Annotated in this window: 13 protein-coding genes and 1 pseudogene; 13 read left to right on the top strand and 1 reads right to left on the bottom strand. The window is 50.2% G+C overall.

Annotated elements, in window-relative coordinates; genetic code table 11:
* Positions 1-117: 117 nt before the first annotated feature.
* The 13 genes and pseudogenes from KNP85_RS00610 (at position 118) to KNP85_RS00550 (ending at position 11,607) form a co-directional block, all read left to right on the top strand.
* Positions 118-696: an NUDIX hydrolase gene (locus tag KNP85_RS00610; RefSeq protein ID WP_371819368.1), complete on the top strand. Its 579-nt coding sequence runs from the start codon at positions 118-120 to the stop codon at positions 694-696.
* A gap of 41 nt (positions 697-737) precedes the next feature.
* Positions 738-938, top strand: coding sequence for a DUF2187 family protein (locus tag KNP85_RS00605; RefSeq protein WP_021067243.1), 201 nt, complete (start codon positions 738-740; stop codon positions 936-938).
* Positions 939-955: 17 nt separating this feature from the next.
* Positions 956-2,149 (top strand): DUF2157 domain-containing protein, encoded by a 1,194-nt coding sequence (locus KNP85_RS00600; RefSeq protein WP_031200207.1) that lies wholly within the window; start codon positions 956-958, stop codon positions 2,147-2,149.
* Entirely contained in the window at positions 2,146-2,610 is a 465-nt protein-coding gene (locus KNP85_RS00595; RefSeq protein ID WP_214799546.1) for a GDYXXLXY domain-containing protein, read from the top strand. The genes KNP85_RS00600 and KNP85_RS00595 overlap by 4 nt, the downstream gene beginning before the upstream one ends.
* Before the next feature lie 262 nt (positions 2,611-2,872).
* On the top strand, positions 2,873-3,550 hold the full coding sequence (locus KNP85_RS00590; protein WP_251136172.1) for a 3D domain-containing protein: 678 nt from the start codon (positions 2,873-2,875) through the stop codon (positions 3,548-3,550).
* Between the two features lie 169 nt (positions 3,551-3,719).
* Positions 3,720-4,436 (top strand): annotated as a pseudogene (locus KNP85_RS00585) (ABC transporter ATP-binding protein); the annotation flags it as partial.
* A gap of 10 nt (positions 4,437-4,446) precedes the next feature.
* The gene (locus tag KNP85_RS00580; protein ID WP_214800815.1) at positions 4,447-5,952 is read left to right on the top strand and encodes an ABC transporter permease/substrate-binding protein; all 1,506 of its coding nucleotides are present in this window, start codon (positions 4,447-4,449) and stop codon (positions 5,950-5,952) included.
* Positions 5,949-6,827 (top strand): diacylglycerol/lipid kinase family protein, encoded by an 879-nt coding sequence (locus tag KNP85_RS00575; RefSeq protein ID WP_214800813.1) that lies wholly within the window; start codon positions 5,949-5,951, stop codon positions 6,825-6,827. Before KNP85_RS00580 ends, KNP85_RS00575 begins: the two co-directional genes overlap by 4 nt.
* A gap of 133 nt (positions 6,828-6,960) precedes the next feature.
* Positions 6,961-8,313: a sodium-dependent transporter gene (locus tag KNP85_RS00570; RefSeq protein WP_021067250.1), complete on the top strand. Its 1,353-nt coding sequence runs from the start codon at positions 6,961-6,963 to the stop codon at positions 8,311-8,313.
* A gap of 181 nt (positions 8,314-8,494) precedes the next feature.
* Complete coding sequence (locus KNP85_RS00565) at positions 8,495-9,211, top strand: 5-bromo-4-chloroindolyl phosphate hydrolysis family protein (protein ID WP_021067251.1); 717 nt, start codon at positions 8,495-8,497, stop codon at positions 9,209-9,211.
* The gene (locus KNP85_RS00560; RefSeq protein ID WP_021067252.1) at positions 9,195-10,424 is read left to right on the top strand and encodes a toxic anion resistance protein; all 1,230 of its coding nucleotides are present in this window, start codon (positions 9,195-9,197) and stop codon (positions 10,422-10,424) included. The genes KNP85_RS00565 and KNP85_RS00560 overlap by 17 nt, the downstream gene beginning before the upstream one ends.
* A gap of 51 nt (positions 10,425-10,475) precedes the next feature.
* Positions 10,476-11,051 (top strand): deoxycytidylate deaminase, encoded by a 576-nt coding sequence (locus KNP85_RS00555; protein WP_029595628.1) that lies wholly within the window; start codon positions 10,476-10,478, stop codon positions 11,049-11,051.
* Positions 11,052-11,250: 199 nt separating this feature from the next.
* Positions 11,251-11,607: a hypothetical protein gene (locus KNP85_RS00550; protein WP_021067254.1), complete on the top strand. Its 357-nt coding sequence runs from the start codon at positions 11,251-11,253 to the stop codon at positions 11,605-11,607.
* Between the two features lie 162 nt (positions 11,608-11,769).
* Here KNP85_RS00550 and hisJ read toward each other — a convergent pair whose 3' ends face one another.
* Entirely contained in the window at positions 11,770-12,582 is an 813-nt protein-coding gene (gene hisJ / locus KNP85_RS00545; protein WP_214800811.1) for a histidinol-phosphatase HisJ, read from the bottom strand.
* Between the last annotated feature and the right edge of the window lie 108 nt (positions 12,583-12,690).

Here is a 12,690-nt window from a genome sequence, read left to right as displayed (position 1 = left end):
GACATTTGATGCGTTTAAACGAGGAGACAACGGTGGAACTGTAGAAACATAGAGAATGAGGTGGAGAACATGAAACAATCGTGGATCACGGAACAACAATTGCGTGACAGTTTTTCGATGGAAGAGAATTATGAACAGACGGCTGCCGTATTGATTCCTTTGGTCGAGGTCGATGGAGCGTGGCATGTCATCTTTGAAGTGCGCGCCCATACGATGCGGCGCCAGCCTGGAGAAATCTCATTCCCGGGCGGCCGTCTCGATCCTGGCGAGACCCCGGTCGAGGCGGCTGTTCGTGAGACGAGTGAGGAGCTATTGCTCGCGGTGGAAGAGATTGAAGTGATCGGTCGCCTGCAACCCCTCGCAACGCCACATCGGCAACTGATCTATCCGTTCGTCGGAGTGATTCCGAAGCTCCCAGACGTCCGTCACACCGATGAAGTCGACCATCTGTTCTCAATCCCGGTCGAGACGTTGCTGTTGCTCGACCCGTTCCACGGCGAGATGGAATGGACGATGAATCCTGATCAAAATATTCCGTTTGACCGGATGGCGAATGCTAAAGCGTACGAAAAACGGGTAATTAAAATGAGAGAACCTTTTTATGAACATGAAGACTACATTATTTGGGGATTGACTGGAAAAATTTTGACACAATTTATTAAACGGCTTAAAGAAAACGTATTCAAACCGATATAATTTCGTTATAATGATAGAAACAAATTTAAGATTGGAAGTGAATGGGTGTGTCTGTAGAATTCGTTGTGGGTGATATCGTCAAGTCAACTCGTGAAGGTTGGGTCGCAGAAGTGACTGCCGTATTGACCAATACGGTCATCGGGGACGTTTCCATCATGGAAGAATTTCAACAGCTTGGTCTCGAATTCGAGAAGCAAGTTTTACTGAAAAAAGATTTGGAATTGATCGAACGCGCCAGCTGACCTTTTAATCGAAAGGGATGATTCAGGTGTCCATTGACAAAAAAGTTCGTGAATGGGAAGAGGCCGGTTTACTGGATGAAGTGACCGGTCAGCGCTTGGTCGAGTATGAACATAAGAAGTTGGCGGTCGGTGACAAACGTGAGCACAAACCGCCTATTCTTGTGATTATCGGATCGATTTTGCTCGCACTTAGTCTATTCAGTTTTGTCGCGGCCAATTGGCAAGCGATTCCTGATCTTGTGAAAGTCGCTATTTTCCTCGTGTTTATGGTCGGGATGTATGTGACCGCCGAACGCCTGCAAGTGAAAGCGTCACGCTATGTCACGCTATTCCGACTGTTAGGCGTCGCCTTTTTCGTCGCCACGATGATCGTCATTTTCTCGACGTATAATCTTTCCTCGCAAATTCCGTTCTTATTCTGGTTATTCCTTGCCGTCGCCGTCATGCACAAATTGATTTTCAAACATCCGATTTTCACGTTCTTGGCCGCACTCGCTGGCTTTTTGGCAATCACGAATAGTTTTCAAGGCATCGGCATCACGTTGATTGCGTTCGGATTGATCGTGACGTGGGTCTGGTTCCATTATGGGGACAACGAGCTCGATCGCATTTTCGCCTGGTTCGGCTTCTACGGCCTATTGATCACGATTGGTCAGTACGCCGACTATGAAGGCCGCTTTTGGCCGTTATGGGCACTCGCTGCGCTACACGTCTTGTTTCTCGTTTATCGGGAGCGGGCCCAATGGAACTATCTGTACCTTTTCGTCGCAGCCGTCCTATCAATCGGCTATTTGATTAATGCGACGGAAGGCTGGTTGTCGCAACGAACGCCGTCGGTCATCGAGGCGACAATCCTTTCGGTCGTCCTCGTCGCCGTCTATTTGTTGCACCGACGTCCAGATTTGATGTGGGTCAGCCTGCTCGCCGTCATCCCCTTCTCATTGTTCGAGGATTCGGGCATCTTGCTGGCCATCCTGCTTGAAGCGGTCGCCCTCGCTTATCTCGTCTATCAAGACCATAATCGCAAACCGATCGTGCTCGCCTTCATCTATTTCTTGCTCGTTCAAATGACGATCTACTTCATCTATGTTTGGGATAAACTCGATATTTCACTGTTCTTCCTCATCGGAGCATTGATCGTCTTCGCATTGTCGCTAGCCTTGTGGTGGCGCAGCCGTAGTCGTACGACGAGAGGGGATGCTCAGACATGAAACGATTGACGCCTTGGCTAGTACCGATTGTGCAAGTGTTGATTGCCGTCGGGTTTATACTGCTCGTCTATGCGGTCTCCTGGTTCGGTGAGACATATACGTTCAAAGCGACTTCCTACGAACCGTACGACCCGTTTTTCGGAGACTTCGTCTATTTGGAGTATGACTCGTTCGAAGGAAGACAAGATGTCGAGTCAGGGACAGTATACGTCTCATTCAAAACGGGGGACGATGGATATGCGACCATTGACCGGGTCAGTTCACGGCCGTTTTTCGGAGGCACTCGGGCCAACTATTACGACCGCCAAGTATATATTGATGATATGAGTTCGTATCGTGTCGCTGAGGAAGAGACATCAGCAATCGAAGGGGCGAAGACGTTCGAAGTGGACGTCGACGTGGCACCTTGGGGCATGGTAAGACCTCACGATTTGCGCTCGACCGAAGCTGAAACAGAATGACAATCAGATTACAGATTTGTTACACGTCGTATTGTAACGAATCTGTAATTTTTTATAAAAATGCTTGGTAGCGCTATGTTTCATGTAAATGTTACAGATTGTAACCGACAGAGAGTCGATGTGTCAGAAATATTTCACTTCATCAAAATCCCTTCTCGGGGTCGGACGGGCATGGTAAATTAACTCCTGTTCGTTAGATGACGAGAAAGGTGCTGACCTATTGATTATGCATTCCTTAAAATATATGATGACTGTCCTACTTATGGCGGTGGGAACGTTCGCGTTTGCCGCAACGGCCGATGCCGCCCAAATCGGGATTGGGACAGAACAAAAAATTGTCCAAAACCCACTTGAATTGGAACGAAAAGCAATCGAGCAAGAACGCCAGCAAAAGATTGCACGAGAAAAACGACTAGCCGAACAGAAACGGATCGCGGAAGAAAAACGGGTAGCCGAAGAGAAAGCCGAGCGAGAGCAGGCAGAGCGTGAAGCAAAAGCAGAACGTTTGGCCGAAGAAAAACGTGTCGCTGCCGAGCAGGCACGACAAGAAGAAGCGAAACGTCAAGCCGCAGCTACGAAAAAGCAATCGACGGTGTCGACAACGACTGCAACTCCAGTCTCGACGACAGGACGCTCCATTCAAGCCGAGTCGACGGCGTACACGAACGATGCAGCCGATAACGGCTCATACGGGGGCCGCGTCTTGACGGCAACCGGTCATGATGTCACGGATTCGATTTTCTATAACGGCATGCGTATCATCGCAGTCGATCCAGCCGTCATCCCACTTGGAACGATTGTTCAAATCGAAGGTGTCGGTCAAGCGATTGCCTTGGATACGGGTGGACGCATCAAAGGAAATATCGTCGACTTGCTCGTCGACACGAAAGACGAGGCCATCAACTGGGGTCGTCGCCACATCACGATTACACTTCCATAACAGCAGGTTCTCCTTTAGGAGGACCTTTTTTGTGCCTTGCTTCATGATTTTGCTTACCGGCAGTGTCCATACGCACCAGATAGCACGTCCGATTGTTTAACAAACGTTGGAAACGGGCAAACTAATATTTGACTTTCATGAAAAAGTTACGAGCCGAGGAGGGGTAGAGTTGATAGAATTTCAAAATGTGTCCAAGCGCTACGAAGACGGGACGCTAGCCGTCAAAGACTTGGATTTGACAGTCCGTAAAGGAGAGATTTTTGTCTTAATCGGGCCATCGGGGTGCGGGAAGACGACGACGATGAAGATGGTGAATCGACTGATTGACCATACAGATGGAAAAATCCTCATCGACGGGAAAGAGATTTATCAATTCGATATATACGAGTTGCGACGCAACATTGGTTATGTGCTTCAACAAATTGCCTTATTCCCTCATTTAACGGTCGAGGAAAATATTTCTGTCGTTCCCGAATTATTGAAATGGCCTAAACAGAAGACGAAGGACCGCGTGACCGAACTCATGAACATTGCAGGGCTGGATCCGGTCTTGCGAGTGAAAAAGCCGACGGAACTATCCGGTGGACAGCAACAACGCGTCGGCGTACTGCGGGCGCTTGCAGCCGATCCGGAAGTCATCTTGATGGATGAACCGTTCTCGGCGCTCGATCCGATTAGCCGAGGTCAACTTCAAGATGATATTAAACGCTTGAACGATGAGCTCGGGAAGACGATTCTGTTCGTGACCCATGACATGCAAGAAGCGATGAAACTTGGGGATCGCATCGCCTTGATGCGTGATGGCGAATTGGTCGTTATCGGTACTCCAGATGAAATTAGAGCGAGTACGGATCCGTTCGTCCTCGACTTTACACAACGTGGAAGAGGTGAGGTAGATGCTTGAGACATTTCAAAACCGGCGTGGCGAACTCGTCGAGGCGCTGATTGAGCACTTGCAGCTCTCCGTCGTATCACTTTTGATAGCCGTCTTAATCGCCGTTCCGCTCGGGATTTGGTTGACGCGTCGCAAGAAAGTGGCCGAGACCGCCATCGGCGTTACCGCCATCATTCAAACGATTCCTTCTTTGGCACTCCTCGGTCTTATGATTCCGCTCGTCGGGATTGGTGCTTTACCGGCGACGATTGCCCTCGTGCTATATGCCTTGCTCCCGATTTTACGAAATACTTTCACCGGGCTGAACGAGGTCGATAAATCGCTCATCGAAGCGGCCAGGGCTTGTGGGATGAAACCGAACCAAAGTTTGATGAAAGTCGAACTCCCGCTCGCGCTACCGGTCATCATGGCCGGGATTCGAACGGCGATGGTGCTGATTGTCGGAACGGCGACCCTCGCCGCCCTCGTCGGCGCAGGTGGGCTCGGGACGTTAATCCTTCTCGGCATCAACCGAAACGACAATTACTTAATTCTCCTCGGGGCAATCCCGGCCGCCATCCTTGCCTTGTTGTTCGATTTCTTGCTACGCCAAATGGAAGGGGCGACGGCAACCCGGAACAAGACGAAATTGATTGCCGTCTCGACCGTGTTGGCGCTCATCGTCGCGGCCCCGCTAGCCTTCGGTCGCACGCAACAGACCGACCTCGTCATCGCGGGGAAACTCGGGCCAGAGCCTGAGATTTTAATGAACATGTATAAGCTGTTGATTGAAGATCAGACTGATTTGTCTGTATCCGTCCGTCCAAACTTCGGAGAGACGACGTTCGTCTGGGGCGCGTTACAATCAGGCGATGTCGACATCTATCCAGAATTCACAGGAACGGTGCTCGCGAGTCTCGTGAAAGAGACACCGAACTCGAACGATGCCCGTGAAGTGTATGAACAGGCTCGGGACGCGCTCGCCGATGACGGCTATGCGTTGCTTGAACCGATGCAGTTCAACAACACATACGCCATCGCGATCCCACGCGACTATGCCGAGCAAGAAGACATCACCGCCATCTCGGATTTACGAAACGTTCAATCGGATATTAAGGCCGGATTCACGCTCGAGTTCACAGACCGTGAAGACGGATACCCGGGACTGCAACAAGCGTATGGTCTCGATTTCCCGTCGGTCGTCTCGATGGAACAAAAGTTGCGCTATCGTGCCATCGCACGTGGAGACGTCAACCTCGTCGATGCGTATGCGACCGACCCGGATATCGCCGAGAACGAATTGCTTGTCCTCGAGGACGACCAACAGTTCTTCCCACCTTACCAAGGAGCTCCGTTGGTGAAACAAGAGACGCTCGATGAACATCCGGAAATCGAGGATGCCCTCAACCAATTGGGTGGTAAAATTACTGACGAAGAGATGTCTGAATTGAACCGTCGCGTCGCGTACGGGAATAAACGGGCGTACGACGTCGCGAAGGACTTCTTGGAGCAGGCTGGTCTGTTATGAGAGCATTGATTATCTCCAATCCCACGTCTGGCGGGAACGAGACGATGCTCGGTGAGGTCGTCGGGACGATTGAATCGTTATACGATGAGATTTTGATTCGGAAGACGCTCGCGCAAGGAGACGCCGGTCGCTTCGCCGAAGAGAGCGGGGCTTACGAGCACTTGATTGTCATCGGCGGGGACGGGACGCTTCATGAGGTCGTCAATGGCTTGATGAAGCTTCCGCGAGATGAACGGCCGACAATCGGTCTGATTCCGGCCGGCACGTGTAATGATTTCGCCCGTGCCCTCGCTCTACCGGTCGAACCAATCGAGGCGGCCCGTTTGTTCAAGATGAGTTACGCACAATCGGTTGATGTGATGCGAGTCAACGAACGGTACGGGCTCAACTTCATCGGGGTCGGCCTGATCGCGGACGCGTCGAGACAAATCGATCCGCTCCAAAAAGAATCACTCGGGTCGATTGGTTACTTTTTAGCGACGATCCGGCAGTTTCGTGAACTCGATCCGTTCGATGTTCGCATCGAACACGGTGGGGAAGTCGTCCACGATGGACCAGTCAGCTTCCTATATGTAGGGAACGGGGCTTATCTCGGGACGGTACCGACGAAACTCCCGACCCAGTCGTTCACGGACGGACTCGTCGAGGTCGTCCATAGTTCCGCCATCGGCTTCCCGATGATTCGTCAATTGTTGTCCCAACAGCTCGGACTCGAACAGTCGTCTCCGGAATGGGTGCATCTACAGATGTCTCAACTGACCGTCCATTTGAGTGAATCTCAAATCATCGACGTCGATGGGGAGCACTTCGAGGCGGAACGGCTGGACGTCGATGTCCTGCCGGGAGAGTTGTCATTTCTCGTCCCGTCACACTAAAAATCGATAAAAATTGCTGACAGAGAAAAGAATTCAGACTTTTCTCTGTTTTTAGTTGTTCTCATTTCTGAACCGTGTTAGTATTTCACTATTATTATGAAAAAAGATATGAAAACAGGAAGTAGGGATGGTAATGGCGCAAAATTCGTTCGCCTCAAAAATTGGATTCATCTTAGCGGCCGCAGGGTCTGCGATTGGTCTCGGTGCAATCTGGAAATTTCCGTATGTCACCGGCACAAGTGGAGGCGGCGCCTTTTTGCTCATGTTTTTAGCGTTCACGCTCTTACTCGGGTTACCGTTATTGATTGGTGAATTCATCGTCGGACGCTCGACACAAAAGACGGCACTGCTCGCTTTCAAAAAATTAGGACACCGTCGTTGGACACTCGTCGGCTACCTTGGCGTCATCGCATGTTTCTTATTGCTCTCATTCTACAGTGTCATCGGTGGTTGGGTTTTAATCTATGTCGGTCTCGGATTGAGCGGGACATTGAACGGACGTTCGCCTGACGAGTTCGGTGCCGTGTTCGGAGATGTCGTTTCGTCACCAGGCATCGCCGTGTTCGGTCAGTTCTTGTTCTTATTGATTACGCTCTTGATTGTCTTAAAAGGTGTCGAGGCTGGCATCGAGCGCATGAGCAAGATTTTAATGCCGCTCTTGTTCGTCAGTTTCATCGTGCTCGTCATCCGTTCGTTGACGCTTGACGGAGCGATGGAAGGGGTTCGCTTCTTCTTGCAACCTGACTTCTCTGCCTTGACCGGTGAATCGGTCTTGTTCGCCCTCGGTCAAGCGTTCTTCTCGCTATCGCTCGGTGTCGCAGCCATGTTGACGTACGCGTCGTACATTCAGACGAAAGGCACGCTCAATCGTTCAGCGAACATGATTGTTCTCTTGAATATTGCCGTCTCGCTACTCGCAGGCCTCGCGATATTCCCGGCCGTCTTCGCTTCGGGTCTTGACCCGGCAGAAGGACCGGCGCTTCTCTTCGTTGTCTTGCCGGCCGTATTCAACCAAGTACCGCTTGGTGGATTCTTCATGGTGTTGTTCTTCCTCTTGTTCACGTTCGCTTCAATCACATCATCGATTGCGATGCTTGAAGTCGTCGTCGCCGGTGTGACGGACAAGTTGAACGAGAAGAAACAAACGATATCGAAGCGAAACGTCACCCTGTTGTCAGCGGCCATCGTCTTCGCAGTCGGGATTCCATCGGCACTCTCGTTCGGTGTCATGAGCGAGATGCAGTTCTTAAACGGTCGCACGTTCTTCGATTCGATGGATTACATCGTCAGCTACGTCTTAATGCCGGTCGGTGCGCTCTTGACATCGATTTTCGTCGGCTATATCGTCGACCAACGCATTTTGAAAGAAGAGATTCAAACGTCAGACATCGGTGTGAAGTTGTACCCGATCTGGCACTTCTTGATCCGGTACGTCATTCCGGTGACGGTTGCCGTCGTCATGGTGTCGACGTGGGTCACATTATAATCGTAGAAACCTCCTGATTCGTCGAATCAGGAGGTTTTTTGTCCAGTCATCGGCCATACTTTTCGTTCTTGCGACCGAGAGAGCGCGCGGGAACGTTATGCTAAGCTTATAAAGATGACGAAACTTTTTTTGAAGGGTCACGTAAGGTACAATAGAAGTATCATGAGACGAGGTGAAACGGATGAAAACATGGATGAAATGGGCCCTGACCGGGGCAATCCTATATTTTGCCATAAGCGTTTTTGATTTCTCTTGGTTGTTTATCATCGTCGGGGCGCTCGTGTTGAACGAGGTGTGGTCGAACAGCAAACGCAGGAAGCGGGCACCGGCGCCTGTCGCCAAGCGGGCCAAAAAGAAACTGTTGCTCGACGAGGACGAACCGTTCGTCGGTTCACGCATCTTGAAACCGCTCGAAGAAGCGGCGCCGGTGCGCCAATTTGAAGCGACAGATGATTTAGAGCTTCAATTTTTACAGCGGACGATTGAACAAGGCTATGAGAAGTTACAACAGATTGACCGCGTCTTGCCTGAGATTAAAGACATCGAGGTGCGGCGTGAGATGAAGGCGGTCTCGAAAGAAGCACACGAACTGTTCGCTGAGCTGTTCGAGAACCCTCAAGATGCCAAACATGTCCGTGACTTGTTCACGTTCTATTTGGACTCGCTCGTGTCGGTCGTATTGAAATTCAAAGAACTAGAAGGAAAACGAGTCGTCATTCAAGAAGAGACACGTGAACAGTTGATGACCAATATGCGGCTCATCGTCGACAAGTTCAAACAACAGCGCAGTCGTCTCCTCGAAGATGACGCGGTCGATTTTGAACGAGAGTTGATTATGATGGAGAGAGTATTGGCCGATCAACCAGAAGGGAGAAAAAAGCATGACTTCATCGAATGAAACGAACTGGCAGTCATGGCCAGAAGAAGAACTTACTTCCCAAACGAAAACGAAGACAGAAACCGATGCGATTTCGGACCCGTCCGTGGACTGGTCAGCGATGACCGAGAAACATGAGGTGCCGGCCATTCAAGTAAATGCCGACGTCCCACAAGCGCACCGGGAACGCATCACGCGCATCGCAGAGTCGATTGATATTAAAAAGACGGATTCCGTCATGCTGTTCGGTTCGAACGTACAACGTGAACTGTCGCAATTCTCGGACCAAATCTTGACTGAGGTCCGGATGAAAGATGGCGGTGACGCCGGCAAGCTATTGTCCGATTTGATGCAGAATGTGCGCAAGATGGACCCGGACATGCTGCAGCCGGAGAAGAAGAGCTTCATGGACAATCTGCCGCTCATCGGCCGGGCCAAAAAGAAAGCCGAGAACTATAAGTTACAGTTTGAAAAGATGAGTGTCTATTTAGAAGAGGTCATCCATAATCTAGACCGGGCCAAGTTCGGTTTGATGAAGGATATCACGATGCTCGATCAAATGTACGACAAAAACAAACGCTACTTCGAAGAACTAAACGTCTATATCGCCGCTGGGGAGACAAAGCTTGATCACGTACGGAGCTATGAGATTGCCCCGCTTCGTCAAGAAGTCGAGATGTCGAAAGACCAGGTCAAACTGCAACAGTTGAACGACATGATTCAACTCGCAGACCGGTTCGAGAAGAAGTTGCACGACTTGAAACTGAGCCGGACGATCAGCCTGCAGATGGCCCCGCAAATCCGGGTGATCCAGCAGAACAACCAGATTCTAGCCGAGAAAATCGAGTCGGCGGTCGTCAATACGATTCCACTTTGGAAAAACCAAGTCGTGCTCGCGCTCAGCTTGACGCGACAAAAGACGGCGCTCCGGATGCAGCAAGACGTCACAAAGACGACGAATACGTTGCTCGAGCAGAACTCGAAGATGTTGAAAGACTCTTCAATCGAGATTGCCACGGAGAACGAGAAAGGCATCGTCTCGGTCGAGTCGCTTAAAGTGGCGCACGAGAACTTGCTCTCGACGCTCGATGAGACGCTCCGGATTCAACAAGAGGGACGTCAGAAGCGTCGTGAGGCGGAACGTGAACTCGATCGGATGGAGCACGAGTTGAAAGAAAAAGTCATCGAGATTGCTTCGAAAAACAAAGAGTTGCCAAAAGAGACTGGATATTGACGGGGAAAGTCTGAGCATTCAGACTTTCCTTTTCTTCGAGGAGGATCAACAATGGATAAACAACACCTATGGGACGAGACGTGGTTACAGTTTGCCGATATGATGGCGGTACGTCATTCGAAGTGTGCCTCTAAAAGTGTCGCTTGCGTCATCGTCAAAGATGAGAAGCCGATTTCGATTGGCTTGAACGGCACGCCGCCGGGGCATACGAACTGTAATGAAATCTTCTTAAAACGGGATGACGGATTTTATAAGCGTGCTGAGTATGTATCCGCGAATGCGGTCGACTTGCTCGAAACGCCGGTCTCGTTCATTCATGACGGTGTGACCTATATCAAATGCTCGGACCCGTACGATCATCACAATTGGTCGAAACAGCATGAGATTCATGCTGAAATCAACGCGATCGGAAAGCTCGCCGCCGATTCGACGAACGCATTCGGGGCGACGGCTTATGTGACCCATTCGCCGTGCCACGCCTGCTCGCTCGCCTTGATTGCCTCCCGCGTCGCTCGTGTCGTCTATGCGGTCGGTTATGAACATGGCGACGGTCTCGATTTAATGCGCGAGAGCGGAATTGACGTGGTACATATGCCACTTGAAAAAAGTTTTAAAAACACATTGTAAACGTTTACATTCGGTGTTATATTATTAATGTACTGCCAATGGTGTTTTACTCTTCCATTATTTGTCTCTCCTCGGAGGGACCTTTTTTTATGTTCACAACTAGGTGAGACAAAATTCCACAAAATGTTCAACATTTCACAAACTTTTAGTGTGTTCCTCTCTTATAATGAAAGTAGATTAACGAGAGGGGAAATGTTACATGGAAAAACAAGTTCGTTTCACTGATGGTGCCTATGATGTGGAAGCGTTGATCACACTCGAAGAGGTGTGGGAAGATAAGTTCGCGATTGGAACGCATAAAGAGTTGGCGGTCAAAGCACTTAAAATCAATGGAAACGATATCTCAGAAATGAAGCACGTCCGCGCGCTGCTCCGTTACTACCCGACGCTCGGTGTATCAGGTATCTTGCTCGCGCTCGATGATGCGGCAGCCGAAATCGTTCGTATGTCGGGTGACAAGGATCCAGCACTTCAATTCGTCGAACTCGTGGCGTTACAGATGGATGAGGCGGCTACGAATGAATTAAAAGATTTATACGCTGAAATGGCGGTCTAAATAGCAAAGGATGACAATTCCGTCATCCTTTTTTCAATTTTAGGTTGCTTTGCCGATTCAGTATGGTATTATTGTCAATAGATGAAGAAATGGAACGCCATATCGTTATCGACAACCGAAAATGGGGATCTAGATAGCTAGATCGCTGTGAAAAAGCCACGTTCATAGGAACGTGGCTTTTTTTTGTATTGTTTCGAACCCAGCGCCCACGTCTTTGGCGATATGGGCGTCCGAACCGAGTACGAACGGGATTCCAAGTCTGGCCGCCTCAGATGCGACGTCGATGGCATACGGCTGTCCGCATTCAGGCTTGCGCAGTCCGGCCGTATTGAGGTCGAGACCGAAACCGCGAGCGGCCATCGTCTGGAGCAGGCGCGACTGTTCGGCCAGGACGTTTGAGCGGTCCCATACATACTTGGTCTGATATTTGATTGGTAAATCGATATGTCCGATGCGGTCCACTTTCAGGCGTTCCCAAGGGAATACGAGGCCGGCAGCGAGCGCCGAATAGTATTGTTTCATCACAGCCTCGAACGAACCGACACGTTCGACGAGGATATGAAACGTCTCGAGCGAGAAGTCGACAGGCAGGAGCTCACCGGCGACGAGTAGAAAGTGTTGAGACAAGATTGTTTCATCTAATACGTCGGCATACGGCTCGAGCAACGCCAACGTCTCAGCTTCATAGCCGGGCAAGTAGTCGATCTCTAAGCCGAGGCGAAGGTTGAGTTCGGGATACTTCCGTTTTAACGACTGCACGGCCTCGATATAATCCGGAAGCAATTCGAACGCCATCGCCGAATCTTTGTCTGGTGTTGGGTCTTGAAACCGGGCTGGGAGCGGAGCATGTTCTGTGAACGTGAGCGTCTTGATACCACGGGCTAACGCCTGTTCGACGTACGCCTGGAGCGGGTCTGTCGAGCCATGTGGACAAAATGGGGTGTGAAGGTGACCATCACGGGTAAAGTCAATCATCAAGCGACATTCCTTTCGAGTTCGCCGGTTGACAGCACCGGCTTGGTTTGATAAATTTAACACACTACTTTAGTTTGGTAAAGTGATAATAAGATAAAGGGTGATATC

The sequence above is a fragment of the Exiguobacterium sp. s194 genome (genome assembly GCF_018618275.1).
Lineage (GTDB): Bacteria > Bacillota > Bacilli > Exiguobacteriales > Exiguobacteriaceae > Exiguobacterium > Exiguobacterium chiriqhucha.
The sequence above is the reverse complement of the archived record's forward strand: the minus strand, read 5'-3'. Positions and strand labels throughout refer to the sequence as shown.

Excerpts from the sequence above, each read along its gene's own strand:
- KNP85_RS00610 (WP_371819368.1), top strand. The coding sequence starts at position 118 with ATGGAAGAGAATTATGAACAGACGGCTGCCGTATTGATTCCTTTGGTC.
- KNP85_RS00605 (WP_021067243.1), top strand. The coding sequence starts at position 738 with ATGGGTGTGTCTGTAGAATTCGTTGTGGGTGATATCGTCAAGTCAACT.
- KNP85_RS00600 (WP_031200207.1), top strand. The coding sequence starts at position 956 with ATGATTCAGGTGTCCATTGACAAAAAAGTTCGTGAATGGGAAGAGGCC.
- KNP85_RS00595 (WP_214799546.1), top strand. The coding sequence starts at position 2,146 with ATGAAACGATTGACGCCTTGGCTAGTACCGATTGTGCAAGTGTTGATT.
- KNP85_RS00590 (WP_251136172.1), top strand. The coding sequence starts at position 2,873 with ATGGCGGTGGGAACGTTCGCGTTTGCCGCAACGGCCGATGCCGCCCAA.
- KNP85_RS00580 (WP_214800815.1), top strand. The coding sequence starts at position 4,447 with ATGCTTGAGACATTTCAAAACCGGCGTGGCGAACTCGTCGAGGCGCTG.
- KNP85_RS00575 (WP_214800813.1), top strand. The coding sequence starts at position 5,949 with ATGAGAGCATTGATTATCTCCAATCCCACGTCTGGCGGGAACGAGACG.
- KNP85_RS00570 (WP_021067250.1), top strand. The coding sequence starts at position 6,961 with ATGGCGCAAAATTCGTTCGCCTCAAAAATTGGATTCATCTTAGCGGCC.
- KNP85_RS00565 (WP_021067251.1), top strand. The coding sequence starts at position 8,495 with ATGAAAACATGGATGAAATGGGCCCTGACCGGGGCAATCCTATATTTT.
- KNP85_RS00560 (WP_021067252.1), top strand. The coding sequence starts at position 9,195 with ATGACTTCATCGAATGAAACGAACTGGCAGTCATGGCCAGAAGAAGAA.
- KNP85_RS00555 (WP_029595628.1), top strand. The coding sequence starts at position 10,476 with ATGGATAAACAACACCTATGGGACGAGACGTGGTTACAGTTTGCCGAT.
- KNP85_RS00550 (WP_021067254.1), top strand. The coding sequence starts at position 11,251 with ATGGAAAAACAAGTTCGTTTCACTGATGGTGCCTATGATGTGGAAGCG.
- hisJ (WP_214800811.1), bottom strand. The coding sequence starts at position 12,582 with ATGATTGACTTTACCCGTGATGGTCACCTTCACACCCCATTTTGTCCA.